The 24,262-nt window shown below is 58.4% G+C and carries 24 protein-coding genes; 15 read left to right on the forward strand and 9 right to left on the reverse strand.

Annotation, left to right across the window (positions count from 1 at the left end; translation table 11 throughout):
• Positions 1 to 63 precede the first annotated feature (63 nt).
• The 3 genes from cyaY to GSQ81_RS10605 are packed head-to-tail and all read left to right on the forward strand — an operon-like array spanning position 64 to position 2,806.
• On the forward strand, positions 64 to 402 hold the full coding sequence (gene cyaY, locus GSQ81_RS10595; protein WP_158910724.1) for an iron donor protein CyaY: 339 nt from the start codon (positions 64 to 66) through the stop codon (positions 400 to 402).
• A gap of 23 nt (positions 403 to 425) precedes the next feature.
• Positions 426 to 1,025: an FKBP-type peptidyl-prolyl cis-trans isomerase gene (locus GSQ81_RS10600; protein ID WP_216846417.1), complete on the forward strand. Its 600-nt coding sequence runs from the start codon at positions 426 to 428 to the stop codon at positions 1,023 to 1,025.
• Between the two features lie 38 nt (positions 1,026 to 1,063).
• On the forward strand, positions 1,064 to 2,806 hold the full coding sequence (locus tag GSQ81_RS10605) for an ABC transporter ATP-binding protein (RefSeq protein WP_158910725.1): 1,743 nt from the start codon (positions 1,064 to 1,066) through the stop codon (positions 2,804 to 2,806).
• Here GSQ81_RS10605 and fliS read toward each other — a convergent pair whose 3' ends face one another.
• The 3 genes from fliS to GSQ81_RS10620 all read right to left on the reverse strand — a co-directional run bounded on the left by fliS (position 2,807) and on the right by GSQ81_RS10620 (position 6,008).
• Positions 2,807 to 3,280, reverse strand: coding sequence for a flagellar export chaperone FliS (fliS, locus tag GSQ81_RS10610; protein ID WP_158910726.1), 474 nt, complete (start codon positions 3,278 to 3,280; stop codon positions 2,807 to 2,809).
• A 4-nt stretch (positions 3,281 to 3,284) separates the two neighbouring features.
• On the reverse strand, positions 3,285 to 4,655 hold the full coding sequence (gene fliD / locus GSQ81_RS10615) for a flagellar filament capping protein FliD (protein WP_158910727.1): 1,371 nt from the start codon (positions 4,653 to 4,655) through the stop codon (positions 3,285 to 3,287).
• A 150-nt stretch (positions 4,656 to 4,805) separates the two neighbouring features.
• A complete protein-coding gene (locus GSQ81_RS10620) occupies positions 4,806 to 6,008 on the reverse strand; it encodes a flagellin (protein WP_158910728.1) in 1,203 nt (400 codons plus the stop codon).
• Positions 6,009 to 6,025: 17 nt separating this feature from the next.
• Here GSQ81_RS10620 and GSQ81_RS10625 point away from each other — a divergent pair, with 17 nt between their 5' ends.
• Genes GSQ81_RS10625 through GSQ81_RS10640 form a run of 4 tightly spaced genes read left to right on the forward strand, consistent with a single transcriptional unit; the run spans position 6,026 to position 8,082 of the window.
• The gene (locus GSQ81_RS10625) at positions 6,026 to 6,193 is read left to right on the forward strand and encodes a hypothetical protein (RefSeq protein WP_158910729.1); all 168 of its coding nucleotides are present in this window, start codon (positions 6,026 to 6,028) and stop codon (positions 6,191 to 6,193) included.
• 40 nt (positions 6,194 to 6,233) lie between these two features.
• Entirely contained in the window at positions 6,234 to 6,539 is a 306-nt protein-coding gene (locus GSQ81_RS10630) for a flagellar FlbD family protein (RefSeq protein ID WP_254060116.1), read from the forward strand.
• 20 nt (positions 6,540 to 6,559) lie between these two features.
• Positions 6,560 to 7,330, forward strand: a complete 771-nt coding sequence (locus GSQ81_RS10635) for a flagellar motor protein (RefSeq protein ID WP_158910730.1) — start codon at positions 6,560 to 6,562, stop codon at positions 7,328 to 7,330.
• Entirely contained in the window at positions 7,327 to 8,082 is a 756-nt protein-coding gene (locus GSQ81_RS10640; RefSeq protein WP_158910731.1) for a flagellar motor protein MotB, read from the forward strand. The genes GSQ81_RS10635 and GSQ81_RS10640 overlap by 4 nt, the downstream gene beginning before the upstream one ends.
• Here GSQ81_RS10640 and GSQ81_RS10645 read toward each other — a convergent pair.
• Positions 8,048 to 8,479, reverse strand: coding sequence for a secondary thiamine-phosphate synthase enzyme YjbQ (locus GSQ81_RS10645; RefSeq protein WP_216846418.1), 432 nt, complete (start codon positions 8,477 to 8,479; stop codon positions 8,048 to 8,050). The genes GSQ81_RS10640 and GSQ81_RS10645 overlap by 35 nt on opposite strands.
• Positions 8,480 to 8,597: 118 nt before the next feature.
• On the opposite strand from GSQ81_RS10645, the gene GSQ81_RS10650 reads away from it, so the two are divergent.
• The 8 genes from GSQ81_RS10650 to GSQ81_RS10690 all read left to right on the forward strand — a co-directional run bounded on the left by GSQ81_RS10650 (position 8,598) and on the right by GSQ81_RS10690 (position 18,796).
• Positions 8,598 to 8,927, forward strand: coding sequence for a hypothetical protein (locus tag GSQ81_RS10650; RefSeq protein WP_158910732.1), 330 nt, complete (start codon positions 8,598 to 8,600; stop codon positions 8,925 to 8,927).
• Between the two features lie 80 nt (positions 8,928 to 9,007).
• Positions 9,008 to 10,354 carry a hypothetical protein gene (locus GSQ81_RS10655; RefSeq protein ID WP_158910733.1) on the forward strand — a complete coding sequence of 449 codons (1,347 nt, stop codon included), beginning with the start codon at positions 9,008 to 9,010 and terminating at the stop codon, positions 10,352 to 10,354.
• A gap of 18 nt (positions 10,355 to 10,372) precedes the next feature.
• Positions 10,373 to 10,999 (forward strand): non-canonical purine NTP pyrophosphatase, encoded by a 627-nt coding sequence (locus GSQ81_RS10660; RefSeq protein ID WP_158910734.1) that lies wholly within the window; start codon positions 10,373 to 10,375, stop codon positions 10,997 to 10,999.
• Positions 11,000 to 11,129: 130 nt separating this feature from the next.
• Positions 11,130 to 11,936, forward strand: a complete 807-nt coding sequence (locus GSQ81_RS10665) for a succinate dehydrogenase (RefSeq protein ID WP_158910735.1) — start codon at positions 11,130 to 11,132, stop codon at positions 11,934 to 11,936.
• 646 nt (positions 11,937 to 12,582) lie between these two features.
• On the forward strand, positions 12,583 to 14,358 hold the full coding sequence (gene sdhA, locus GSQ81_RS10670) for a succinate dehydrogenase flavoprotein subunit (RefSeq protein WP_158910736.1): 1,776 nt from the start codon (positions 12,583 to 12,585) through the stop codon (positions 14,356 to 14,358).
• A 602-nt stretch (positions 14,359 to 14,960) separates the two neighbouring features.
• Positions 14,961 to 15,737 carry a succinate dehydrogenase iron-sulfur subunit gene (gene sdhB, locus GSQ81_RS10680; RefSeq protein ID WP_158910738.1) on the forward strand — a complete coding sequence of 259 codons (777 nt, stop codon included), beginning with the start codon at positions 14,961 to 14,963 and terminating at the stop codon, positions 15,735 to 15,737.
• Between the two features lie 510 nt (positions 15,738 to 16,247).
• Positions 16,248 to 17,939 carry a trypsin-like peptidase domain-containing protein gene (locus GSQ81_RS10685; RefSeq protein ID WP_158910739.1) on the forward strand — a complete coding sequence of 564 codons (1,692 nt, stop codon included), beginning with the start codon at positions 16,248 to 16,250 and terminating at the stop codon, positions 17,937 to 17,939.
• A 422-nt stretch (positions 17,940 to 18,361) separates the two neighbouring features.
• Positions 18,362 to 18,796, forward strand: coding sequence for a peptidoglycan-binding domain-containing protein (locus GSQ81_RS10690; RefSeq protein ID WP_158910740.1), 435 nt, complete (start codon positions 18,362 to 18,364; stop codon positions 18,794 to 18,796).
• 68 nt (positions 18,797 to 18,864) lie between these two features.
• Here GSQ81_RS10690 and GSQ81_RS10695 read toward each other — a convergent pair whose 3' ends face one another.
• From GSQ81_RS10695 to flhA, 5 genes are all read right to left on the reverse strand, one after another.
• Complete coding sequence (locus GSQ81_RS10695; RefSeq protein ID WP_158910741.1) at positions 18,865 to 19,842, reverse strand: hypothetical protein; 978 nt, start codon at positions 19,840 to 19,842, stop codon at positions 18,865 to 18,867.
• Positions 19,830 to 20,123 carry a FliM/FliN family flagellar motor switch protein gene (locus tag GSQ81_RS10700; RefSeq protein WP_254060117.1) on the reverse strand — a complete coding sequence of 98 codons (294 nt, stop codon included), beginning with the start codon at positions 20,121 to 20,123 and terminating at the stop codon, positions 19,830 to 19,832. Before GSQ81_RS10700 ends, GSQ81_RS10695 begins: the two co-directional genes overlap by 13 nt.
• A gap of 26 nt (positions 20,124 to 20,149) precedes the next feature.
• Positions 20,150 to 21,160, reverse strand: a complete 1,011-nt coding sequence (locus GSQ81_RS10705; RefSeq protein ID WP_158910742.1) for a flagellar motor switch protein FliM — start codon at positions 21,158 to 21,160, stop codon at positions 20,150 to 20,152.
• Positions 21,161 to 21,225: 65 nt separating this feature from the next.
• Positions 21,226 to 22,155, reverse strand: coding sequence for a sigma-70 family RNA polymerase sigma factor (locus tag GSQ81_RS10710; RefSeq protein ID WP_254060118.1), 930 nt, complete (start codon positions 22,153 to 22,155; stop codon positions 21,226 to 21,228).
• Between the two features lie 28 nt (positions 22,156 to 22,183).
• Positions 22,184 to 24,259, reverse strand: a complete 2,076-nt coding sequence (gene flhA / locus GSQ81_RS10715) for a flagellar biosynthesis protein FlhA (RefSeq protein WP_254060297.1) — start codon at positions 24,257 to 24,259, stop codon at positions 22,184 to 22,186.
• Positions 24,260 to 24,262 lie beyond the last annotated feature (3 nt).

The following is a 24,262-nucleotide window of genomic DNA, read 5'->3' on the forward strand; positions in this document are numbered from 1 at the left end:
CCCATCCTAGCCGCAAATCATCTGGAAAAATCCCTTTCAGCCCACCCGCGCTAAACTAAATCCATGCTCGACGAAACCACGTTCCGCCGCGAATCCGACCGCGCACTCGAAGCCCTCAAGCAATCCCTCATCGTTGCCGAAGAGGAGTCCGAGGCATTTGAGGCCGAGGAGAACAACGGCGTCCTCAACATCGTCTTTGAGGATGGCACCAGCAAATTCGTCCTCACACCCAATACTCCCGTCCGCCAGCTCTGGATCTCTGCCACCTCCACCAGCTTCAAACTCGAGTGGTCCGAGACCACAAGCGCCTTTGTCCTCCCCAAAACCGGGGAAGATCTGAAGACGCTCACACAGCGCCTGCTGCGCGAGCACCTCAACGACGCAACCATCACGCTCGCCTAATACTTCTTAAAATAGAGATGCTAATGAAGCCAATGTTCTTCTCGCTCGCCTTACTGGCCGCCATATCCGCCACCGCCCAGACCACAACCCACAAAGCGGTCGTGGCCCATCATCACACCGCGACAACAGCCGTCTCCAAAATTCCGCGAGTGCCGGGCATCCCCAAATCTCTCTACACCTTGAAGTACGTCGACATCGTCGCCGGCAAAGGCCCGCTCGCTGAGACCCACAAGTGGTACACCGTGCGCTACACCGGCTGGCTTACCGACGGCACCAAATTCGACTCATCTTACGACCATCCCGGCGGCGAGCCCTTCACCTTCCCCGACGGAGCCAAACCCCAACGCGTCATCATTGGCTGGGACACAGGATTCGAGGGCATGCACGTGGGCGGGAAGCGCCGCCTCTATGTCCCCTACCAGCTCGCTTACGGAGAACTAGGCCGCCCGCCCGTCATTCCCGCCAAAGCTAACCTCGTCTTCGATATCGAGCTGGTAAGCATGTCCGACAATCCGCCGGAAGAGCCAGCCCCAACACCCGCACAGGCACCGCCAACTCAGGAGACACAGCCAGCTGCCCCTGCCACGCAGCCGCAAACTTCTCCGCATCCGGAGGGCCTCTAGTCGCGTCTAATTTGCTGGCGACTTAGAACCAATCCTTTATGCTCGATCGACTTAGACCGTTATTCCCATACCTCCGGCGCTACTGGAAGAGCCTCGCCTGGGGCGGCATCGCGGTTATCTTCTATAACGTCCTCAAAATTCTGATCCCGCTCGTCATCGGCAGCGCCGTCGACGACATGCAGCACGGCCTCACCGAAGCCAAGGTCGTCCACCACGCGCTGCGGCTATTCGTCATCGCGATCTTCGCCGCGATCTTTCTTTACATCACCCGCGAAGTCATCATCGGTGCCTCACGCGATATCGAATACGACCTCCGCAACGATCTCTTCGCCAATCTCGAACGCCAGTCGGCCAACTTCTTCCACACGCACCGCACCGGCGACATCATGGCGCGCACCACCAACGATCTCAACGCCGTCCGCCAGCTTCTCGGCCCGGCGATCATGTACAGCGCCAACACCATCATCTTCACCGCCGCTGCGCTGCCCTTCATGATTCGCATCAGCCCCAGGCTGACGCTCTGCGCCTTCGTTCCCCTGCCCATCGCCTCGGTCCTCGTCCAATACTTCGGCAACCGCATCCATCGCCGCTTCGAGCGCATCCAGGCCATGTTCTCCGACATCTCCGCCAAGGCGCAGGAGAACTTCTCCGGGGCCCGCCTCATCCGCGCCTTCGTTCAGGAAGAGGCCGAGATCGCGTCCTTCGAGACCGCCAATCAGGAGTACATCAAGCGCAGTCTCTACCTCGTCCGCCTCATGGCCATGCTCTGGCCCACGCTCGAATTCGTCCTCGGCCTGTCGCTCATGATTACCTTGCTGGTGGGTGGCCACGAGGTCGTCGAACACCGCATCTCTGTCGGCCAGTTCACCTCGTTCATCGTGTACATGGTGCAGCTCACCTGGCCTATGATCGCGGTCGGCTGGGTCGTCAATCTCTTCCAGCGCGGTACCGCCTCGGTCGTCCGCATCGACGAGCTTCTGCAGCAGAAGCCGTCCATCGCCGACGCTCCCACCGCCACTAACGATCCCATCACCGGCGATATCGAGTTCCGCAACCTCACCTTCGCGTACCCGAACGCGCCCGATGTACTCCACAACATCAACCTTCACATCCCCGCCGGCACCAGCCTCGCAATCGTAGGTCCCACCGGCTCAGGCAAATCGACGCTGGTCAACCTCATCCCTCGCCTGCACGATGCACCGCCCGGCACCGTCCTCATCGACGGCCAACCCATTCGCCATTTCACGCTCGCCGAGCTTCGCAAGAGCATTGGCTTCGTGCCGCAGGAGACCTTCCTCTTCTCCGAGACCATACGCAAGAACATCGCCTTTGGCAGACCCGACGCAACTATGGAAGAGATCGAAGAAGCAGCCACCACCGCTCACATCAGCACAGAAATTCTTGAGTTCCCCAAAGGCTTCGATACGATGGTCGGCGAGCGCGGAGTCACTCTCTCCGGCGGACAGAAGCAGCGCACTTCTATCGCCCGCGCCGTCATCCGCGATCCCCGCATCCTCATCCTCGACGACGCTCTGGCCAGCGTCGACACTTATACCGAAGAACGCATTTTGAGCGGTCTGCGCCAAGGCATGGCTGCCCGCACCACCGTCTTCATCTCGCACCGTATCTCCACAGCGCGCAACGCCGACCAGATCGCGGTGCTGGTCAACGGAAGCATTGCAGAGCGCGGCACCCACGACGAACTGCTAGCACGCAACGGCTATTACTCCAGCCTCTTTGAGAAGCAGCGCCTCGAAGAAGAGCTCTCGGTCGCAACTTAGCTACGCCAGCCAACGCGAGACACTGGCCTCGCTATCTGCTGCGCGCATCTCAGTGACCGGCACAAACTTCTCTTCCCTCGTGCGCAACTCTCTGGGCAGCACCCTTCCCGCCTCCGGGTCACGCGCGACGACCACCCACGCATCCCGCACATTTCGCACACAGCCAATCACCTCTTCAAACTGTTCCTTCGATGCAAGGTGCGATGCCTCGAGCGTCATCGTGAACATTGCCGCATAGAAGTCGGAAAGCGAAGGAGCAACGCTCCCACCAATATCCGGGCGCAGCCGTGCCTGGAGGTACATTAGGATATCAACCACCTTCTTCACCGCAATGCGCCGACCGCGAACATCGTCCTCTTCAACGCACTGCATGGCCCTGTAGAGAAAACGGATCGCCGCATCATAGAGAGCCACCACGAGTTCGACGCCGGTTGCTCCCTTCAAAGCCTGTTGCTGATAGCTTGTCTCGCTCATGCGCCTATCCTCCATTTCCTGTGTTGTAGCCCGTCACCGCGCTATAGAGTTCATTCATCTCGCTCAGTTGGCTGGGAATCGACTGAAGGACCTGATTGGCGGTATTTAGCTCCGTCGTAAGATTGGTCTTCTCAGTAGCCAGCGTCGCCTCTTCATTGCTGATGCTCAGATTGAACGCAGCCTCCTGCGCGCTGTTCTGTTGCTGAGCAAGGTAAATCGCCCCGTTCGGCGCTTGCGTGCCCAGATTATTCAGCGTAGTGACGAAGCTCTGACCGAAGCTGCCGGAGTTCTGCAAGAATCCGGTGACGTCGGAGAAATCACTGTTCAATACATTATTGAGAGTGTCGCCATCGAGGGTGAGCGTTCCATCCTGGTTGAAGCCGATTCCTATTTGAGTGATGCTGCTGATGGAACCGCTCGCTTTTCCACCAACCAGAGCGCTCGAAAGCTGGCTTTGAAGCAGCGCCAGGGTGGGGCTTCCAAAGAGCGGCTCCGCATTTCCACTCGAATCGTTTCCTTCCTGCCCGTTGATGTCTTTGATCACCGCGTTGTAGGCGGAGACTACGCTGCTTACCGCAGTCGCAACATCAGAAGTGTCATTGGTAATCTGCACCTGTATCGGCGAGGCGGAGACCGACAGCAGTTGAAACGTAACTCCGGGAATTGCCGTCGTCACAGTATTCGAGCCGCTATTTATCGCAAGTCCGTCAACCGTCAGGCTGGCGTTCTGTCCGCTCTGTCCCGTCGCAAATCCAATCGCCGTACTTGTCGTTGCATCACTCAACGCGCCGCTGATCGTCAGTTGCCCGGCTGTACCGCTGGTGCCGCTGACCAGAGAGAGCCGTGAGCCGGAGACGTCGCTGATGACGCTGGCATTCACGCCGATATTGGCGGAGTTGATCGCGCTTGCCAGCGAAGCCAGCGTGTTGCTGTTGCTGTCCACCGTGATCGTTTGACTCGTACCCGAGCCCACCTGGATCGTCAGCGATCCCGAGAGCGTATCCGCCGCGTTCGCAACCGCATCGGAGTAGTCCGACGATGTCTGCGCAAGTTGGCTGACAAGAACGGTATGGCTGCCCGCAACCGCGGCAGTGCTTGCCGCAGTCAGCGCCAGCACATTCGTATCGGAGCTGGAGCCTTGCTTCTCCGCCATAACACCGCTGAAGTCGGTGAGCGACTGCATCGCCGTCGTGAGCGTCGACAGGTCGGTCCCCAGAGTCGTGAAAACGGTATCCTGTGCCTGCAGTGCCGTCAGTTGCGTCTGCCATGGCGTTTCAATCGCCTGGTCGCTCGCCAGAATCGCCGTGACCGTGGAGGCCACATCAAAGCCCTGTCCACTGCTTGCCGCACCGAAGTTTATTCCGACTGTACCCATTGCACCTTCCAGTTACTGCTCATTGCAGCAGTAGCAATCCCACAGCCAACCTGGCCATCGGCGCATTAGACGCCGCTAAGATTTCGGAAAAATACCGAGGTCGCGGCGGCCACGCCAAAGTGCCAGCAGCCGTCGCGACCTCGATCCAACCTATTGCATCAGCTTCAGGATCTCCTGCTGAACGCTGTTCGCTTGCGCCAGTGCGCTGATACCGGTCTGGCTCAGCACCTGGAGCGAGGCCATGCTGCTGGTGGCTTGGCCGTAGTTGGTCGAACGAACGCTGTCCTCGGCAGAGGTCAGGTTCACCGACTCCGCGCTGGCAACGTTAGACGCGGCATTCAGCTCGTTGATGCTGGCACCGATGTTGCCTCGCTGATACGCAACGTTCTGCAGCGCATTGGTGACATTGGTCAGCACGGCCGCCGCGCTCGTCGAGGTAAGCGATGTTCCGGCGAGGTTCACTCCCGCCCCCGGTGTGGTCACCGAAGCAGTCGTGTCGGAGATCGCGCCCGACAAGGTGAGTGTGTTCGCCGCGCCGGTTGGGCCGGTAATGATCAGATCATTCGGCGACGTCGGGCTCTGGCTGGCGATCAATCCCGCCGTCCTGAAGGACACGTCGTCGTTCATCTGGCCAACAGCCTCGGCAAGCGTAGTGCCGGCTGCAAAGTTCTCCGTGACTACACCGCCGGCGCCCACTTTGATCCCCAGAGAACCGGAGACCGTATCGTCCGCCGAGGTAAAGCCAAACGTCGCGGTTCCAGAGGTTGTCGCCGTCGGAACGGTCGGTGTCGGATTGGTAATCGCCGTCGTTGTGCCGGCGGTGGTCGTTGCGGTAGAGGTACCTACACTTGCGTCGCTCAACGACCCAACGAGCTCCTGGAAGGTCGTTGCGCCCGAGGCCGTTCCATCGCTGACAAAGACGTTCGTCGCCGTATTGGTAAATACAGTGTTGCCGTTGAAGTTGGTCGTCGATCCAATGTTGCCGATCTCGGACAGGATATTCTGGTACTCCTGGTTGGCCGAACCGACCTGGCTGGCATTGAGCGTTCCGTTGGCCGCTTCAGTCGCGAGAGTAACGGCGCGGTTCAACAGGTTGGTCACCTGCGAAAGCGCGCCATCGGCGGTCTGCAACAGGCCGACGCCAGAGGTAGCATTCTGCGCGGACTGCGTCAGTGCCGCTTCGTTTGCATGAAGGCCGTCTGCCAGGGCAAGACCGGCCGCGTCGTCCGCGCCGCTGTTGATGCGCGAACCGGAGGAGAGCTGCTGAAGAACATTCTGAAGACTATTCTGCGTCTGGTTCAGATTGTTCTGCGCATAGATTGCTGCGATGTTGTTCAAGACACCCAAGGACATGGAAAGACGCTCCTGTATTGCTCGATTTGAACTACCGCGTCGCCAGTCCCCGGGTGTTGATCCGAAACCTCGCCCTGCTAGTACAGCAGCAGGAAGCTCCGGTTCACCTTGCGGAAGACTCCGCGTTCACACACCTCATCGGCCTCGCAGGTGGGCACTTTAGCCGCCGCATTACCTTTGGTTAGTTCGTTCCGCTCTCTCTCTTGAGAACGGAACGAACTGCCGATGAAGCAAGCAGAGGGCCTCTTCCGCATGATTGAACTGACACGCCTCAACGGCAGTCGCCTCGTCGTCAACTGCGACCTGATCAAGTACGCCGAATCCGCACCCGACACCGTGCTCACGCTTATTACCGGAGAGAAGCTGGTTGTGCTCGAGCCTTCGGGGGAAATCCTGCGGCGCACTCTCGAATACCGCGCCCGCGTCCTTGCCGCAGCCTGGCCTGAGGCCGCTCCATCGCTCAGCGCGAAGTCCGCCCACGATGCGCAAAAAGTCCTGCGCGACATTGAACACCAAACGTCGAAAGACTAAGCCCCCGGAGAGGATTTCTTATGGATTTCGCCAGCATCGGTGGCATCGCCCTTGCCATCATCGGCATCATGGCCGGCATGATGATCGAGGGCGGCAGCATCTCCCAGATCACCCAGCCCACCGCCGCAATGATCGTCGTTGGAGGCACCGTGGGCGCAGTGTTGCTGCAGTTCCCCATGAACATCTTCGTGACTGCGATGAAGCAGGCGATGACCATCTTCGTATCGCACGGCTCCGATGGCGAGGCTGTCGTAGCGCAAATCGTAAAGTTCGCCAACAAGGCGCGAAGAAGCGGAATCGTCTCGCTCGACCAGGATCTTGCCGGAGTCGAGGACCCCTTCCTGAAACAAGCATTAATGCTTGCTATCGACGGCACCGAGCCCTCCGAGGTCCGCAAGATCATGCAGATGGAGCTCGACAACAAGACCGAGATGGAAGAAAAAATTCCGCAGGTCTTCGAGGCCGCCGGTGGCTACTCTCCCACGGTTGGCATCATCGGCGCAGTCATTGGCTTGATTCAGGTGATGCAACACCTCAACAACATCGACGAGGTCGGCCGCGGTATCGCTGTCGCCTTCGTCGCCACTATTTATGGAGTCGCGCTGGCAAACCTCGTCTTTCTTCCTGCCGCAGGCAAACTCAAAATTCGTCAGCGCGAAGAGCAGATGATTAAGGAGATGGTACTCGAAGGCGTGATCTCCATCCTTGAAGGCATGAACCCGCGCATGATCGAGACCAAGCTCCGCACCTTCCTGTTCGACAGCAAGCCAGCCGAGGTCATCGCAGCATGAGCCGCAAGAAAAAACACGAGCACGTCAATCACGAGCGCTGGCTGGTCTCCTATGCCGACTTCATCACGCTACTCTTCGCATTTTTTGTCGTGCTCTTCGCCTCCAGTCAGGCGAACAAAGCAAAGCAGACCGAACTTTCGGCCGCGATGCAGAGCGCATTCACGCCTATGGGCGTCTTTGAAGCCCACTCCAAAACGCCGCCATTGACTGACCGTCGCAGCGCCCCGGCCAACGCAACTCCCGCTGCCCTTCCCCTTCCGCTTCCATCGGTCAGAATCGAAACCGCGGAAGAGACCGAAAGGCATCTCAACAAACTTCTCGCCGAACAGGTAGCCGCAGGCCACATCCCCCCCGGAAGCGTCACCATGCGCATCACAACCGAGGGCCTCGTCATCTCGCTGCACGAAGCAGGCTTCTTTCCCTCAGGCTCAGCCGAAGTCCGCGCAGCCTCCATTCCCATGCTTTCGAGTCTGGCTGCAACCTTGCCAGCAGGTCCGCTGCGTATCGAAGGCCACACCGACAACGTTCCCATTCACACCGCCCAGTTCGCCACCAACTGGGAGCTGTCCACTGCGCGAGCCACCACCATTGCACGACTGCTCCTCGAACACGGCCCCATCGATCCCGCCAATCTCTCCGCCGCCGGTTACGCCGAATTCCATCCCGTCGCCAGCAACAGCACCGCCGCGGGCCGCGCTCAGAACCGCCGCGTAGACATCATCCTTTTGCGACGCCCAGCAGCTTCACGATGACGCGCTTGGCCCGCTGTCCATCGAACTCCGCATAGAAGACACGCTGCCACGTCCCCAGATCGAGCCGCCCCTTTGTAACCGGCAACGTCGTCTCGTGATGCAACAACAGCGCCTTCAGATGAGCGTCGGCATTATCTTCACCGGTCCGATGATGCTTATACCCAGGCCATGCCGGAGCAAGCTTCTCCAGCCACGCACCAATATCTTCGATCAGGCCATCCTCATGGTCGTTCACATAGATCGCGGCCGTAATGTGCATCGGAGACACAAAGCAAAGTCCATCGTCGATCCCACTGCGACGCACAACCTCCTCGACCTGCGGTGTGATGTGGACCATCTCATAACGTTCATCCGTATGGAACGTCAGATATTCCGTATGCGCTTTCATCGTTGACATAGTGAACTCCGCTCTTCGATCTACCGTAAGCTTACTTAAATCTAAGTCAGCTTACTTAATAGACAGGCCCTGGCACGTCCCTGCTGGATTTATACTGCAACAAGAATCGCCGCGTCCCATGAACCAAGCCTTTCGCAATCTCGCCGCTGTCCTCTGCATGATAATGCTGATCGCCAGCTCCGCATCGTGCATGCAGATTGCGAGCCATAGCCCTGCCTCGTGCAGTCACTGCACAAAGCATCGGCCAGTCAACCAACAGACTCCGGTATGCTGTGATGCCCATCATCAACCTTCGTCTGCCACAACCGCCGTAACCATCGAGCAGCCTGCTCAAATCTCATTCGTTGAAGCTTCGGCGATCAGCATCGGCACCATAGCGATCCTGTCGCCTCCCGATCAACTCGTCTGGCCTCCTCCGCACCCACCACGCCTCACGCTTCGCATCTGATTCCACTCCTACGCCTCGCCGCAACGCAGCGCTATCCACGCTGCACGCTGTCCAGCCGTTCATCAGGAGAAGAATTCGTCATGCCCCGCACCTTAGCCGCAATCTTTTTTGCACTCGTCTTTTTGCCCTCCGTCACTCAGGCGCAACAACCCGACATGCCCAATATGCCCGGCATGGGTTCCAAACCGATGACGATGAAGAAGATGGGCATGATGCATCAGCCCACCACCCTCATCGAAGCCGAACTCAACCACGCCTCCTCCGGCACCAGCGCTGAACCCGCTTCCACGCCGACTCCCATGCTCATGTCGCACCACGGCCCATGGATGCTGATGCTCCACGGCACCGCTTTCATCTCCGACACCCAGCAATCAGGCAACCGCGGCGCCGACAAACTCTTCTCCACCAACTGGCTCATGCCGATGGCGATGCGGCAGCTCGGCCCGGGCCAACTCACCCTGCGCGCGATGTTCTCGCTCGAACCCGCAACTGTCAGCGATCGACAATATCCTGAGCTCTTCCAGCAGGGCGAAACCGCCTTCGGCAAGCCCATCATCGACGGTCAGCACCCTCACAACTTCTTCATGGAAGTCGCTGCGCTCTACGACATCCCTCTCGGCCAACAGACTCTGCTCAGCTTCTACGCCGCTCCCATCGGCGACCCCGCCATCGGCCCCACTGCCTATCCGCATCGGCTCTCCGCATCGGAAGACCCACTCGCCGCACTCGGCCATCATCAGGAAGACTCCACCCACATCGCCTACAACGTCCTCACCGCAGGCATCACCTGGCGCGGCCTCCGCTTCGAAGAGTCAGGCTTCCACGGCGGCGAGCCCTCCGAGCAGCGCTGGGGATTCCAACCCTCGCCCAACGGCCACGCCATCGACAGCTACTCCTCGCGCCTTACCTTTTCTCCAACCCCAAACTGGAGCGGCCAGTACTCCATCGCTCACATCGTCAGCCCCGAAGCACTCTATCCCAACGAAGACCAGCAGCGCCAAACCGCATCCATCATGTACAACAAACCCTTTGGCAGCACGAGCCACACCGGCAACTGGTCAAACACGCTCATATGGGGACGAACCCGCTCGCTCTCGGACGACAGCAAAGAAAACAGCTACCTCGTCGAATCCCTCTTCCAATTCCGCACGCGCAACTACCTCTGGACACGCATCGAAAACGCAGGCCGCTCCAACGAACTTCTCATCTCTCCCGGCAGCCAACTCCCACCCAACTTTGAAGAATCCCCCATCGGCCACGTACAGGCTTACACCGCCGGCTATGACCGCGACTTCCACATCGCACCACACCTGCTCGCCGCACCGGGAGCACAATTCACCACCTACACTGCACCCGAAGCTCTCGTCCCCACCTACGGCCACCACCCTTTCGGAGTCGTAGCCTTCGTCCGCTTCCGTCTCCACTAAACTGATTCGAAGACAAAAATGATCCTCTACATCGCCACCTCAAATCCCGGCAAGCTACGCGACTTCGCCGCTGCCAACACATCGGACATCTCGCTCCTCCCACTCCCCGGCCTCAAAGAAATCCCCCCACCCCCCGAAGACGAACCCACCTTCGAAGGCAACGCCCGAACCAAGGCCATCTATTACTCAAACCTCGCTCCCGGCGCAATCGTCATCGCCGACGACTCCGGCCTAGAAGTGGACGCTCTCCAGGGCGCACCCGGTGTCCGCTCCGCCCGCTACGCTGACGAGCACAACTTCCATCCGGCTGAAACCGCCGATTCCCTCACAACCGACCAACGCAATAACCTTTATCTCATTTCCATCCTCACGGGGATTCCCCTCACGGAGCGGAGCGCCCGTTACCACTGCGTCCTCGCCGCCGCTCGCAACGGCGAAGTCCTCGCCATCGGACACGGAGCGGTCGAAGGCGATATTCTTTCCACCCCACGCGGCACAGAAGGCTTCGGCTACGACCCTCTCTTCTACCTCCCTCAGCGCGGCAAAACCATGGCCGAGCTCGACCTCCAGACCAAGCTCACCTTCAGCCACCGAGGCCGAGCCTTCAAGGCCTTACTCAGCGAACTGGCAGGCGACATACCGTAAATTCGCACAAACATCACGATAACCGCACAAATCCAGTCCCTTTCCTTGACGCTGACAAGACAGCAGCGGAATAATCACCATGCTGCACTATCTTCAGCAGTGCACCCTTCAAGATATTCAAGGAGTCCTCATGGCCGCAGCCGCACCGCCAGCAACACCTGCCGCACCGACCCCGCACGGGATTAAGGGCGTGCAACCGCTTCGTGCCGGTCAGGGTCATTCTTACTTCTGGCGCAAGCTGCACTCGCTCTCAGGAATCGTCCCCATCGGCGCCTTCCTGGTCGAGCACATCATCTCCAACTTCGAAGCCATCAACGGCCCCCTCGCCTACGCCAAGCAGGTTCTCTTTCTCAACAGCCTCCCGATGGTCCGCATCCTCGAGTGGGCCTTCATCTTCATCCCCCTCGCCTTCCACGCCGGATACGGCGCCTTCATCTGGCTGCGCGGCCGCTCCAACGTCAATGTCTACCCCTGGGTCGGCAACAAGCTGTACCTCATGCAGCGTGTCACGGGAGTGATAGCTCTGGCCTACATCGTCCAGCACGTATGGCGGCAGCGCTTCTCCGGAGTCAGCCTGCCCGAGCATCCCGGCGCGGCCTTCGCCAAGGTACAGCACGAACTCCACAACCCCTGGATGCTGGCTATCTATATTGTTGCGATGATCGCGACCTGCTGGCACTTCTCCGCCGGAGTCTGGCTCTTCGCCGCCAAGTGGGGCATCACCCCCGGCGACAAGGCACGCAAGCGCTTCGGATACGTCTGCGCCGCGGCTGGTTCAGCCCTCTGCATCATGGGCCTCATCAGCATCTACGCCTTCGTCGGGCCAAAGTACCAGAACGCCCCCGCAGACGTAATGCCCGAACAGCCAGCAGGAGTCACCATGCCTGCTCCTTCCGTGCTTCCACTTAATTCAACGAATCCCTCTCAGCCGGAGTAGTTAGGTAACTATGCTAAGTCTACCGGGATTCACAGATAACTCGGATTTGCGACAACTGGCCATCGACTCTAGTGAAGAGCGTGCTCAGTTGAACGAGAGACTTGCGCAAGCCGCCAACTGGTCCGAACAACGGTGCCAAATCTCAAACCCGCCCTTCTGCTTGCGCTCGGAACTACTTAGACCGAGTCTGGTCCTAGGAGAGAATTTTCCAAGATACTCGTGGGATTACAAGGCAAATCCTCTGGCAGAAGTCGAAGCATTAGTGAACAAGCGAGCCGAACTTATGAGAGCAGAGCATCACACTCAGACAAGTGCAAGGCCTTCATCTACTGGCAGGCTCCTACTCTACTATCCGCATGAAACGCTCTCAGACGGCGCAGCATGGCAGATTACATCTGGGTACTTCGATGAATGGAATATGCCACCTTGGGATACATGGATATGGTACGGGCAGATGACAGGAGGCGATTACTTATTGTCATGGGTACCGGAACCCTTCGTAGAGCTTGTCTCTGCGGGTATATGGGCCAACCCTGAAGAGTGCATTCGGTGGTTGCGTCCTGATTTTCACAAATTGGCTTACAACACGAGACCCGCCACAGCCGATCTGGTTCAATAGTCACTTGCTGTAAAGATAGGATTACTAATGGCAGCAGCAACTCCCAGAATCATCGTAGTAGGCGGCGGCCTCGCCGGACTCTCCGCCGTCATCAAGATCGCCGAAGCTGGCGGCACGGTCGACCTCTTCTCCATCGTCCCGGTCAAGCGCTCACACTCCGTCTGCGCGCAGGGCGGCATCAACTCCGCCAAGAACCTCAAGGGCGAAGGCGACAGCACCTGGGCCCACTTCGACGACACCGTCTACGGCGGCGACTTCCTCGCCAACCAGACCCCCGTCAAGCAGATGTGCGCGCAAGGTCCAGCCATCATCGACCTGCTCGACCGCATGGGCGTCCCCTTCAACCGCACCCCCGAAGGTCTGCTCGACTTCCGACGCTTCGGCGGAACTCTCTTCCACCGCACCGCCTTCGCCGGAGCCACCACCGGCCAGCAGCTTCTTTACGCGCTCGACGAGCAGGTTCGCCGCTTCGAGGCCGAGGGCAAGGTCACCAAGTACGAGGGCTGGGAGTTCCTCTCCGCCGTCCTCGACAGCAAGGGAGCCGCACGCGGCATCTGCGCCATGGACCTCCGCACCATGGAGACCCGCACCTTCCCCGCCGACGCCATCATCGTCTGCACCGGCGGCAACGGAGCCATCTTCGGCAAGTCCACAAATTCGGTGGTATGCACCGGCTCCGCTCAATCCGCCCTCTACCAGCAGGGAGCCTTCTACGCCAACGGCGAGTTCATCCAAGTCCACCCTACCGCCATCCCCGGCGAAGACAAGCTCCGCCTCATGTCCGAGTCCGCCCGTGGCGAAGGCGGCCGCGTCTGGGTACCGAAAGATAAAAACGACAAGCGCGCCGCGCAATCCATCCCCGAGGGCGACCGCTGGTACTTCCTCGAAGAGTGGTACCCCAAGTACGGCAACCTCGTCCCTCGCGACGTAGCCACCCGGGCAATATTCAAGGTCGTCTACGAGCACGGCATGGGCATCGATGGCCAGCCCATGGTCTATCTCGATGTCTCGCACCTTCCGCCCGCGGCCCAGAACAAGCTCGAAGGCATCCTCGAGATCTACGAGAAGTTCGTCGGCGACGACCCCCGCAAGGTCCCCATGAAGATCTTCCCCGGCATGCACTACACCATGGGCGGTCTCTGGGTCGACTTCAACCAGCAGACCAACATCCCCGGCGTCTTCGCCGCAGGCGAGGCGGACTACTCCATCCACGGGGCGAATCGATTGGGGGCCAACTCCCTGCTCTCCTGCATCTACGGAGGCTTCGTCGCCGGTCCGCAGGCTCTGGCCTACGCCAAGTCACTCCCCGCACAGGAAGGCGACGGTGGCCACGCCGCCGAGCTGCAGCGTCAGAAGGAGAGCAACAATCTCCTGCTCAACAACCCCGGCACTGAAAACCCCTTCAAGCTATGGCGCGAGCTGGGCGAGACCATGACCAAGCACGCGACAATCATCCGCTACAACGCGGGCCTCGACGAAGCCGATGCCAAGATCGTCGAGCTGCTCGAGCGCTACAAGAACGTCAACCTCTCCGACAAGAGCCAGTGGGCCAACACCAGCTTCGCCTTCACCCGCCAGCTTTACAACATGCTCCAGCTCGGCCGCGTCATCGTTCAGGGCGCACGCCTCCGCGACGAGTCCCGCGGAGCCCACTACAAGCCCGACTTCCCCGAGCGCAACGACGAAAAGTTCCTCAAGACCACCAAAGCCAGCTTCAAAGACGACGCCCCCGCCTTCGAGTTCGAAGCCGTAGACATCAGCCACCTTCCACCCCGTCCGCGCCACTACGGCGCCACCGCATAACCTGTTTATCGTTATTTGTCGCTTCACTTTTTTGATTGTCATCCCGCAGGGATCTGCTTTCGCTTTTGAAATTTTGTTAAGGGCACGCCTTCAGCCGTGCCGCAACGTAGTCGAAGAAACGGGGCTTTAGCCCCTGAGGGCGAATCAAAGAGTGCCAGTTACCGTCAAAATCGAGCACCAACCCCGGCACAGGCCGGGATTCGCCTCGACCACCGGTAAGCTCCCAGCGCACTCTCTACCATTTCTTCAACAAGCCACAGCAGCATCTCTCCCTCCTGACCGCTCGCGCCATCTAACCGGACATGTCAGGCATACACGTCGTCTATCTCGTCCTTGCACTCATATTCGCGTGCTTCATTACCTATATGTTTGTCTACAACATCCGCACCAACAACCGGCAGAAGGCCCTGAGATCGAAACCTCATCAGCCCATCGGCCATCATTAAGGCATCGCCGCAGCAATCATCAAAGAGGAGCAAACAGGCAGCACAGCCTGAGATCGCTCCGCCTGCCGGCGAATGAAATCTATAGCAAGAAAGGCCTCCACACTCTCTACTCGTCGAAGGCGTAGGGAGAGTTCCGGTCTCACAGGGAGCATTTGCATGGCACAGAGCAGCATCGCACAGAGCATCAAGGTCGAGATCAAGCGTCAGTCCAACCCGAACTCCCCCTCCACCACCGAGAAGTTCGAGATTCCCTACCGCCCCGGCATGAACATCACCTCGCTGCTCGGCGAAATCGCGCTCAACCCCGTCGACGTCTCCGGCAAACAGACCACGCCCATCACCTACGACTCCAACTGCCTCGAAGAGATCTGCGGCTCCTGCGCCATGCTCATCAACGGCAAGGCCAGCATGGCCTGCTCCGCCCTGGTCGACAAGCTGCGCGGACCAAATCAGGATCAACCCATAACGCTCGCGCCCCTCTCGAAGTTCCCCGTCGTCCGCGACCTCGCCGTCGACCGCAGCGTCCTCTTCGAGAACCTCAAGCGCGTCAAGGCCTGGGTTCCCATCGACGGCTCCTACGATCTCGGAGCTGGCCCACGCCAAGCCCCGCAGATTCAGGAGCAGCGCTACCCACTCTCCAATTGCATCTCCTGCACCATCTGCATGGAGGTCTGCCCCCAGTTCAATGACGTCACCAACTTCGTCGGCGCGGCCACCATCGCCCAGGCAAAGCTCTTTAATATAGACCCAAGCGGCTCCGTCCTGAAGGAAGAACGTCTCCGCGCCCTCTCCGGCGACGGTGGAATTCAGGAGTGCAGCTTCGCCCAGAACTGCGTCCAGGCCTGCCCCAAGGGACTGCCTCTCACCGAGGCCATCTCCGACATGGGCCGCGACGTCTTCATCCAGCAGGTCAAAGACTTCTTCACCCACTAGCCATGCTAGTTACCTGCAAATTCTGTCAAATCCAAAACACCGGCAACCGATACAAAACAAAAGGGGTAAGCGTTGCAGATTAGTTCCACTCCATCTGCTACTATTTAAATCAGTAGAGAAAAACCATAGGCCCGGCATTCACGCCGGGCCTAAATCTTTTAGAAAGAAGACTTTACGTTTAACTCTTTTAAATGCAGGACTTTGCAGCGAAAGTACAGGGGGTACACTTCCCGAAGAATCGTCTAACCCAGGCCGGTCAGGCATCCGGCAAGCCGAAGCTCGACGCATCTTCGCAAAGAGAGTTGCCGCATCCACCGAACCAACTTAGCCGATTCGAACACCGTCCACGGCATCAACGCGGTACACCTTTAAGTCTTGCTGTCGTCTAAACAACTGTGAAGCTCCTGATGCCCTCTAACCGGGAAGGGTATCTGAAACAATTGACTATACTCAGACTTTCGCCCGCGCACCGGACGGACGCAAACGCACGAAAAGAGGTCAGACTTTCTAATGGACATACGAAATAACCCTTCTCCGAGCCTGCTGGATCGCATGCGTACCCACCGCCTCACAACGACCTTCACCCTCCTCGCTACCCTCTCCATCGGAATCCTCGCCGGCTCAGTTCTTACGCGAAATGTTAGCGGCAAGGAACAGGCCAAGGTCGATACCTCCGACGCCGCACCGATCGTTATTCCCTCCCCTGTCGCGCTCTCAAACGGCTTCTCGCAGATCGTGAAGCAGGTCAGCCCCGCGGTCGTCAACATCAATACCGAAGAGATTCCCAAGCAATCTGCCAACAAGCGCGGCCGCCGCGGTTTGCAGCAGCAGAGCCCCGACGGCGACGACGATGATCAGCAGCAGGGACAGAGTCAGGGCCAAGGCCAGGGCGATATGCAGGACTTCTTCAATCGCTTCTTCGGCGGCCAAGGCGGCGGTCAGGGCGGCGACGATGATGGAGGCGGCCAGATGAGCGGCGAACGTCGCGCGCTCGGCTCCGGCTTTATCGTCGATCCTCGCGGCTACATCATCACCAACAATCACGTCGTCGACAAGGCCGACAAGATCTATGTCAAACTCTCCACCGATCCCGACGATCAGGACAGCTCTGAAGGCCACCCGGCCCACGTCGTAGGCGTCGATAAGGACACCGATATCGCCGTCATCAAGATCGATGTCGACAAGCCCCTCCCCACCGTCAAGCTGGGCAACTCAGACGGAGCGCAGGTCGGTGACTGGGTACTCGCCATCGGCACTCCGTTCAACCTCTCAAAGACCGTCACAGCCGGCATCATCTCCGCCAAGGACCGCTCCATCGATGAACCCGGAGCCAACGGCATCGCTCAGAACCAGTTCCAGCGCTTCATCCAGACCGATGCCGCTATCAATCCCGGCAACTCCGGTGGCCCGCTGGTCGATATGGCAGGTCAGGTCGTCGGCATGAACACTGCCATCTATACCCAGTCCATGGGATCGATCGGCCTCGGGTTCGCCATGCCGTCCAATACCATCGCCAAGATCTACAACATGCTCATCGGGCCCACCCATAAAGTTGTGCGCGGTTCCATCGGCGTCAGCTTCCAGCCCGCCGTCAGCTCCGCCGTCAACCGCATGTACGGCTTCACCAGCGGTGTGATCGTCAGCACGGTTGTTCCGGGTAAGGGCGCAGCCAAGGCTGGCCTCCAGCCGGGCGACATCCTCGTCTCCATCGATGGACGCAACATCAAAGGCGGCGATGATATGGTCAATGACATCTCCGCACGGAGTATCGGATCGACCATCAAGCTTGGCTACATCCGCAACGGAAAACAGGACGTTGCCAACGTAGTCATTGGCGACCGCGCTGAAACCTACGCCGATCTCGTCGGCGGCGGGGACGATAACGCCGCTCCACAACAAGCCGACGCCGGACAGACCACCCTCGGCATCACTGTCTCGGCAATCCCTGCAGACATCGCAACCAAAACGGGGATCAGCCATGGAGTCATCATTACAAGCGTTCGTCCCGGCTCCTTCGCCGATGAGATCAACCTGGGTAAGGGCCTGATCATCACCGCGATCAACAAAAAGCCGGTCACCGACGAAGGCAGCTACAGGGCCATCGTCTCCACCCTCAAATCCAAGGATGACGTCGTCTTCGTCGTTCACTTCCCGACGCAGAAAAACGCTGGTAACTCTTACATCGGCGGAACCCTACCGTAGAAACACGCTCACCACAAAGGAAGGGGACACCGAACCTGGTGTCCCCTTCCTTTATTAATCACGCAATCTGTAATCAAATTTGTCATTCTTCAATCAACCAACCTTGTCAGCCTTCAATCAAATTTGTCATCCTTCGCCGCAGGCGGAGGACCTGCTTTTTGCGGTTGTCCCTGTTTTTGCCTGTTCTTGATCCATACCATCGGTCAAAATCGGTGTTAACCCTTCAGTTTTAAACATCTTCCAAGAACAATTTTCCAAAAAAGAACCACTTTCCGAACTTTCGTCCAGCACAACTGCAAAAAGTGCTGCTTATGGGGAATATCATTCCTATTGTGAAACGGTTACTCTCGGGATACTCTGATCAGACGATGAATAGAAACAGAGAGTCATCTATTCCATACTGAAGTTTGAGGTTTTGCTCCATGAGGTTTACTCAACTCGTTCTGTGCTCCGGGCTCGTTCTTGCTACTGCCATTCCCGGTGTTGCCGTCATTCATGCACGCCGTGGTCCGACATCGCACCACAGGCTGTTTCACACCCGCAGCCACAGCAAGCATTCCAAGGCAGCAGTTAGAACAGTTGGTCAACGCTCCATCGATGACAGCCGCGCCACGCAGATTCAAACAGCGCTGGTCAAATCGGGCTACCTGACTGGTCCCTCGGGTCACTGGGATTCCAGTACTTCGGCTGCTATGCAGAAGTATCAGTCCGACAACGGCTGGCAGACCAAGCTGGTTCCGGACTCCCGCGCCATCATCAAGCTGGGCCTCGGTCCCGGCCGTGACGCAGACCGCGCAGCCGCCGCAGCCACCTTGGGCACGACAGAATCGGCTTCAGCCACCATAATTTCGCAGTAAACCGTCATCGACAGCAATAAAAAGAGGGCCACTCGGCCCTCTTTTTATTGCTCAATTCCAGAACGAATTCAACCCTGTGGCCCAACGGTAAAGATATAGTCACCCGTGTCTTCTCGACTCACAGGAAACTTGCCCAGCTTCCCTACAGCACCATTCTCCAGCCACAACCTCAACCAGTAGTAATGGTGCAGCCTCACCAGACGAGAAGCGGTCGGCTGCTTCTGCTCCAGGATGGCAGTGATTCGCCCGGCCAGTGTGTCCGCATCCGAGAGCGCTTCAAGTTTCGTCTCCACCCGGTCACACTCGAGCAGCCTGCTTCGCGCCGCTCTGAACTGGACCTCATTCAAGATCCCGCTCTCAACCTTAAACCCTGTCATCCGCTCAATTGCCAGAGAAGCCGAAGCGTCGAGATGGTCCTCAAAGGCGAGATAGAGGATACGGTTTCCCGCAATCCGCAACGGCATCAACCCAAATTTCTCAACAAAAATCTCCGGCATCACCAACGCCATCGCCTCCGGAGAAAATCCCTCGACGCTAAGCACCGGGCAACCCCATTGCAGACTCAAGCCGCGAGTGATCTGTTCCGCTTCGAGGCCGCATTCGGCGATCAGCCACTCGCCGATCCTGCCTGTACCATTCTGTCGCTGCGCCTCAAGCGCACGCCGCAACTGCGGATGCGTGATCCAACCCTGCGACAGCAGCAAGAGCCCCAATGGAACTCGGTGGTGATGCAGCGCCGACGTTGTTGCTATCCTTCCGTCCCCTGCCTCTCGCCGCAGTGCATCCCGCACGATCGCCAGCACACAGCGTCCGCTGCAACCCCATTGCTCCTCAAAGATGGGGCGGCGGCGACTGCGCCACGGCATCGTCCATCCACCGGCGCAATCTGCTGATCCACAAAAACGCCGTTGTTCCTGGATCAGCGTTGCGGGTAATCCAATGCCATCCAGATCCTGCGCAGGCAGGGCCTCCGCGCTATATCGATCTCCCCCAAAAAGCGAGACATCGGCGGCTCGACTATTGTTTCTTCTATCTAGAAAAGGCATCGGATGCTCTCCAGCCGCAGTTGCGGCGTTGCAACTTCTGTAACCCGAAGCGCGAAGTTTCCGCTCACAATGACCACTTCACCGCGAGCTACGATCCTGTCGCCAATCACCAGGTCCACCGGTTCAGCGACGTGCCGGTCGAGTTCGATCACATCTCCAGGCCCCAGCTCAAGCACCTCTCGCAGCGGCATCTCTCGCGAACCAAACTGCAGCGATGCATCTAACTCGATATCGCACAAAAGCCCTATCGCCTCGGCTCGCGCCGTCTCCTCTGCACTCATCACCTTCTCCATATCTAAAGCCTCGCTCAATTCACGCTCATCGCTGCGTTATCTGTCTGCCTGCTCAAAGACGGGGCAAGACGCCCATCCATCAACTCACCTTCCAATTGCGCTCCACGATGTTCTCCGGTTCGCACAGGATACGCACTCCCAAGATGCAGCCTTCCGATGCGCAACTCCGCAGCCGCGGTCTTGGGGATTGGAAGCCGCAGCACTGTGCCGGGCACAAGTGCCGCTACGTCACTTGCACGCAGTCGCATCTGCGGAAACTGCAACAGTGTTCCTACACTTACTTGCCCCAGCAGATTTCTTATCTGCATATGGGCCTCTTTCGATCGCCTGCGCGGACGGTCCCCTTCTGCGATCAGCCGTCGCAGAATTGCATTGAGCACGACAGCGGGCAGACAAAGGTTAATCACTCCCTGCGCCTCCGGCATGCGCGCTTCGAAACTTACACACAATGTCCTTTCTCCGGGCGTCATCATGCGCGCTACCGCCGCATCCGTCTCACGCTTCTCAAGGACAAACTCGAGCCCCACCGATTGCCAGGCAAGGTTCAACTCCTGCACGGCAAGCTGCACGACCGAGGTAAGAATTGCCTCCTCGATATCGGTCAATTCGCGCACCGGCCATGCCTTACCCACACCGCCCAGCAAAACGTCGATGACCGACGACGAGATCGCAAGTTCAAGCTCCAACAGGCCGACGGCGCCCAATGGCTCCAGCCGGAGCGAACAGACAAAGGTATGGATCGAGAGCCGCTCCAAAAACTCCTTGAATGGCAATTGCTCGCCAGCCACAAGTTTTATCCGTAACGGCGTTCTCAGCCATGCTCCAAGCGTATGCATCAGGTTGCGCGCAAATAGATCGTTCACCGTGCTGATGGCCCGCATCTGTTCATTGCTGATCTGTCCGGCCCGGCTGAAGTTGTATCTTTCCGGAGCTGACTCTCCGTCCGTCGCCGCCTGTGTCGCGGCATTCGCTCCGGCTGCCGCGAAGAGTGCGTCGATATCTCCCTGCTCAAGTTGCTTTCCCATCAAATCCCTCTCTGCTTCTAAATCTTGTTGCGTTCAATTTCACCGCTGCCTATCTGACATGAGGACTACTTCTTTCCTCCGGGTAGTTTGCTGCCTCTCGATGTTTCAACCGTGCGTAGTCCCGCAAGCGCAGTCCTCAGCCGCAGGACAGCGGAAGAGTGGATTTGAGAGACTCGCGACTCGACCACACCGAGCGTGAGCCCGATCTCCTTCATGGTCAACTCCTCGTAATAGTAGAGAGTCAAGACCATGCGCTCCTTTTCAGGAAGCTCGTCAATTGCGTCTGCCAGCCGCTGTTTCATCTCGCCTTTCAGGCAACGAAACAATGGATCTTCTTCTGGTGGCCCTGGAATATAGGCCAGCTCTTCATCGCCCGAATCCTCCGACCGTTCGGCGTGCAGACTGCCGATCTCCAACCCTTTCAGATCGCCAAGCAACTGTTGATACTCGGCCAGGCCCAGTTCCATCTCGCCCGCAATCTCCTGCTCAGAGGGGGCGCGACCAACTCTTTGCGTTACAGAGCGGATCGCCTCTTCCACCGCTCTCCCTTTTCTTCGCAACTCCCTCGGGCTCCAGTCCAGCATTCGCAGGGAATCGAGGATGGCGCCGCGGATCCTGAACTGCGCGTAGCTCTTGAACTGGACCTTCTTCTTGTGATCGAACTTTGAGAATGCATCAATCAGCCCGACTACACCGGCGGAGATGAGATCATCCAGTTCCACATGCTGCGGCAAGCGCTCGTGAATCCGCCGTGCCAGATATCGCACTGTGGGCAGATGCTCCATCAGCATAAGATCGCGATCCATTCCAGTCTCACTTTCACTCTTTCCTTCCGGCTGATCCTTCGCCGTAAATGGGACAAAGAACGATGCCGCTGTCATAGAGCTGTCGCAAAGCAGTTTCCCCTTCGACACCCCGTGCAAAATCTCTACCGGAACCGAACCACCTATGCTCATCACTTCCTCCGTATCCTGCTCTGCCTTCCGTGCTTTCATGTCTTACCCGCCTGCACTTCCTGCTTCTTCAACCAACGGTCCCCATACTTCGCACTCGAATCTCGCTCGGTATCTCTACGGGTGCCAGTACTGTAACCTTTGGCAAAAATGGCTCCAGCCAGCGCCGCACATGATAACGGGCTGGACTTGGGCATAAGAGCACGGGGAGTGCCGAGGTAGAGGCACCTCCGGTTAGGCGTTTCACAGATTCCACCAACCGCCGCATAAAGTCCGCGGGCATGTTGCCTGCTCGCGCGCCATCTCCCAGCAGCAGTGCAGACTTCGCGTCGAATGTATTCAACAGATCTGTCTCCAGCGTTGGTTCCAGCATCAGCACACGCAAGCTGCCCTCTCCATCGAGCAATGGATGAATGAGGCTTCGCCCCAGTGACTGGCGCACCGTCTCGACCAGATGAACGACGTTCTTCGACGTCTGTGCCGCTTCCACGAGATATTCAAGAATTGCGCCGATATCGCGGATCGAAACTTGTTCGCGCAGCAACTGCTGCAACACTCGCTGCACCTCGCCCAGCGTCATCAGCTTTGGCACCAGCTCTTCAACCAACTTCGGATAGCTCTCGGTCATACTGTCCAGCAGGCGCTTGACCTCCTGACGCCCCAGCAGTTCGTGCGCGTACCGGCGAATCAGTTCACCAAGATGCGTGCCAATCACCGTGGTCTGATCGACAACCGAATAGCCTGCTGCCAGCGCCTGTTCCTCCAGCCCAGGCTGAATCCATCGCGCCATCACACCGAATGCCGGCTCGCGCGTCTCTACACCCGGCAGCACACGTGCCTTCGGATCAGCGTTTACTGCAAGCAGGCAATTCTGCTCTGTCTGCCATCGCGCTATCTCAATGCCACGCAGGCTCACCACATACTCGCGCGGCTTCAGGCGAAGATTATCCGTAATGTGTATCGGAGGAACGATAAATCCGAGCTCAGTCGCAAGATGCCGTCGCAGGGCCCTGACGCGGTTAAGCATCTGGCCGCCCTGCTTTTCGTCCACCATGGGAATGAGCTGGAAGCCGATCTCCAACGTGAGTTCGTCCATCTTCAGCAGCGATGCCAGGTTTTCTCCCTTGGCCGCATCGATGGCCTTCGCCTTCTCTTTCGCAGTACCTCCATCTTCGGCCGCCTCGTCTGCAAGCAGGGCTGCGTCACTTTTCGCCGCTGGCAGCTTGCGCGCAATCAAGGCAACTCCCACCGCCATCAGCACGAAAGATAACTTTGGCAATCCTGGAATGAGGGCCAAGGCAAGCAGCACGCCACAGGCAATCCAGAGCGTATTTCTCCCGCGTAACAACTGCGTTCCGAGCTCTGTGTCCAGTGACCCCGACGAAGACGCTCGCGTCAATACGATACCGCCTGCAATCGACACCAGCAGGCTCGGAATCATCGTCACCAGGCCGTCGCCGACGGTAAGGATCGTATAGGTCTTGACTGCAGTTGATAGATCGGCGCCCTGCTGCAGCACTCCGATCAGCAGTCCTGCGATAATGTTGATCGCCGTAATCAAGATGGTGGCCATGGAATCTCGCTGATTGAACCTCGCGGCACCATCCATCGCTCCGTAAAACTCGGCTTCGCGCGCAATCGCCTGCCGACGCTTCCTGGCGCCCTGTTCGTCGATCAGCCCTGCGTTCATGTCCGCGTCGATCGCCATCTGCTTGCCCGGCAGCGCATCCAGCGTGAAACGGGCCGTGACCTCGGCTGTTCGCACCGCGCCATGGCTGACGACGAGAAACTGGATCGCAATGAGAGCGAGGAACAACACGAATCCCACGACATAATTGCCGCCAACGACAAACTGTCCAAAAGCTTCAATCACAGAGCCGGCAGCATGTGTTCCCTCATGTCCATGCAACAGAATCCTTCGACTGGACGCGAGATTCAAAGACAGTCGAAACATTGTCAGTAACAGCAGCAGTGTAGGAAACACAGAAAAGTCCACTGCGCGTCGTATCTGTACCGCCGTCAAAAACACAATCACCGATGCCGTGATCGATGCTGCCAGCAATAGATCCAGCACAAAACTCGGCACTGGAATCAGCATGACGAACACCATGCTGATGGCTGCTACAGGCAGCAGCAGCGGCCGCATCTT

Origin of the sequence: Granulicella sp. L56 (assembly GCF_009765835.1) — a bacterium.
Classification (GTDB): domain Bacteria; phylum Acidobacteriota; class Terriglobia; order Terriglobales; family Acidobacteriaceae; genus Edaphobacter.

Excerpts from the sequence above, each read along its gene's own strand:
- cyaY (WP_158910724.1), top strand. The coding sequence starts at position 64 with ATGCTCGACGAAACCACGTTCCGCCGCGAATCCGACCGCGCACTCGAA.
- GSQ81_RS10600 (WP_216846417.1), top strand. The coding sequence starts at position 426 with ATGAAGCCAATGTTCTTCTCGCTCGCCTTACTGGCCGCCATATCCGCC.
- GSQ81_RS10605 (WP_158910725.1), top strand. The coding sequence starts at position 1,064 with ATGCTCGATCGACTTAGACCGTTATTCCCATACCTCCGGCGCTACTGG.
- fliS (WP_158910726.1), bottom strand. The coding sequence starts at position 3,280 with ATGAGCGAGACAAGCTATCAGCAACAGGCTTTGAAGGGAGCAACCGGC.
- fliD (WP_158910727.1), bottom strand. The coding sequence starts at position 4,655 with ATGGGTACAGTCGGAATAAACTTCGGTGCGGCAAGCAGTGGACAGGGC.
- GSQ81_RS10620 (WP_158910728.1), bottom strand. The coding sequence starts at position 6,008 with ATGTCCTTGGGTGTCTTGAACAACATCGCAGCAATCTATGCGCAGAAC.
- GSQ81_RS10630 (WP_254060116.1), top strand. The coding sequence starts at position 6,234 with ATGAAGCAAGCAGAGGGCCTCTTCCGCATGATTGAACTGACACGCCTC.
- GSQ81_RS10635 (WP_158910730.1), top strand. The coding sequence starts at position 6,560 with ATGGATTTCGCCAGCATCGGTGGCATCGCCCTTGCCATCATCGGCATC.
- GSQ81_RS10640 (WP_158910731.1), top strand. The coding sequence starts at position 7,327 with ATGAGCCGCAAGAAAAAACACGAGCACGTCAATCACGAGCGCTGGCTG.
- GSQ81_RS10645 (WP_216846418.1), bottom strand. The coding sequence starts at position 8,479 with ATGTCAACGATGAAAGCGCATACGGAATATCTGACGTTCCATACGGAT.
- GSQ81_RS10650 (WP_158910732.1), top strand. The coding sequence starts at position 8,598 with ATGAACCAAGCCTTTCGCAATCTCGCCGCTGTCCTCTGCATGATAATG.
- GSQ81_RS10655 (WP_158910733.1), top strand. The coding sequence starts at position 9,008 with ATGCCCCGCACCTTAGCCGCAATCTTTTTTGCACTCGTCTTTTTGCCC.
- GSQ81_RS10660 (WP_158910734.1), top strand. The coding sequence starts at position 10,373 with ATGATCCTCTACATCGCCACCTCAAATCCCGGCAAGCTACGCGACTTC.
- GSQ81_RS10665 (WP_158910735.1), top strand. The coding sequence starts at position 11,130 with ATGGCCGCAGCCGCACCGCCAGCAACACCTGCCGCACCGACCCCGCAC.
- sdhA (WP_158910736.1), top strand. The coding sequence starts at position 12,583 with ATGGCAGCAGCAACTCCCAGAATCATCGTAGTAGGCGGCGGCCTCGCC.
- sdhB (WP_158910738.1), top strand. The coding sequence starts at position 14,961 with ATGGCACAGAGCAGCATCGCACAGAGCATCAAGGTCGAGATCAAGCGT.
- GSQ81_RS10685 (WP_158910739.1), top strand. The coding sequence starts at position 16,248 with ATGGACATACGAAATAACCCTTCTCCGAGCCTGCTGGATCGCATGCGT.
- GSQ81_RS10690 (WP_158910740.1), top strand. The coding sequence starts at position 18,362 with ATGAGGTTTACTCAACTCGTTCTGTGCTCCGGGCTCGTTCTTGCTACT.
- GSQ81_RS10695 (WP_158910741.1), bottom strand. The coding sequence starts at position 19,842 with ATGCCTTTTCTAGATAGAAGAAACAATAGTCGAGCCGCCGATGTCTCG.
- GSQ81_RS10700 (WP_254060117.1), bottom strand. The coding sequence starts at position 20,123 with ATGAGTGCAGAGGAGACGGCGCGAGCCGAGGCGATAGGGCTTTTGTGC.
- GSQ81_RS10705 (WP_158910742.1), bottom strand. The coding sequence starts at position 21,160 with ATGGGAAAGCAACTTGAGCAGGGAGATATCGACGCACTCTTCGCGGCA.
- GSQ81_RS10710 (WP_254060118.1), bottom strand. The coding sequence starts at position 22,155 with ATGAAAGCACGGAAGGCAGAGCAGGATACGGAGGAAGTGATGAGCATA.
- flhA (WP_254060297.1), bottom strand. The coding sequence starts at position 24,259 with ATGCGGCCGCTGCTGCTGCCTGTAGCAGCCATCAGCATGGTGTTCGTC.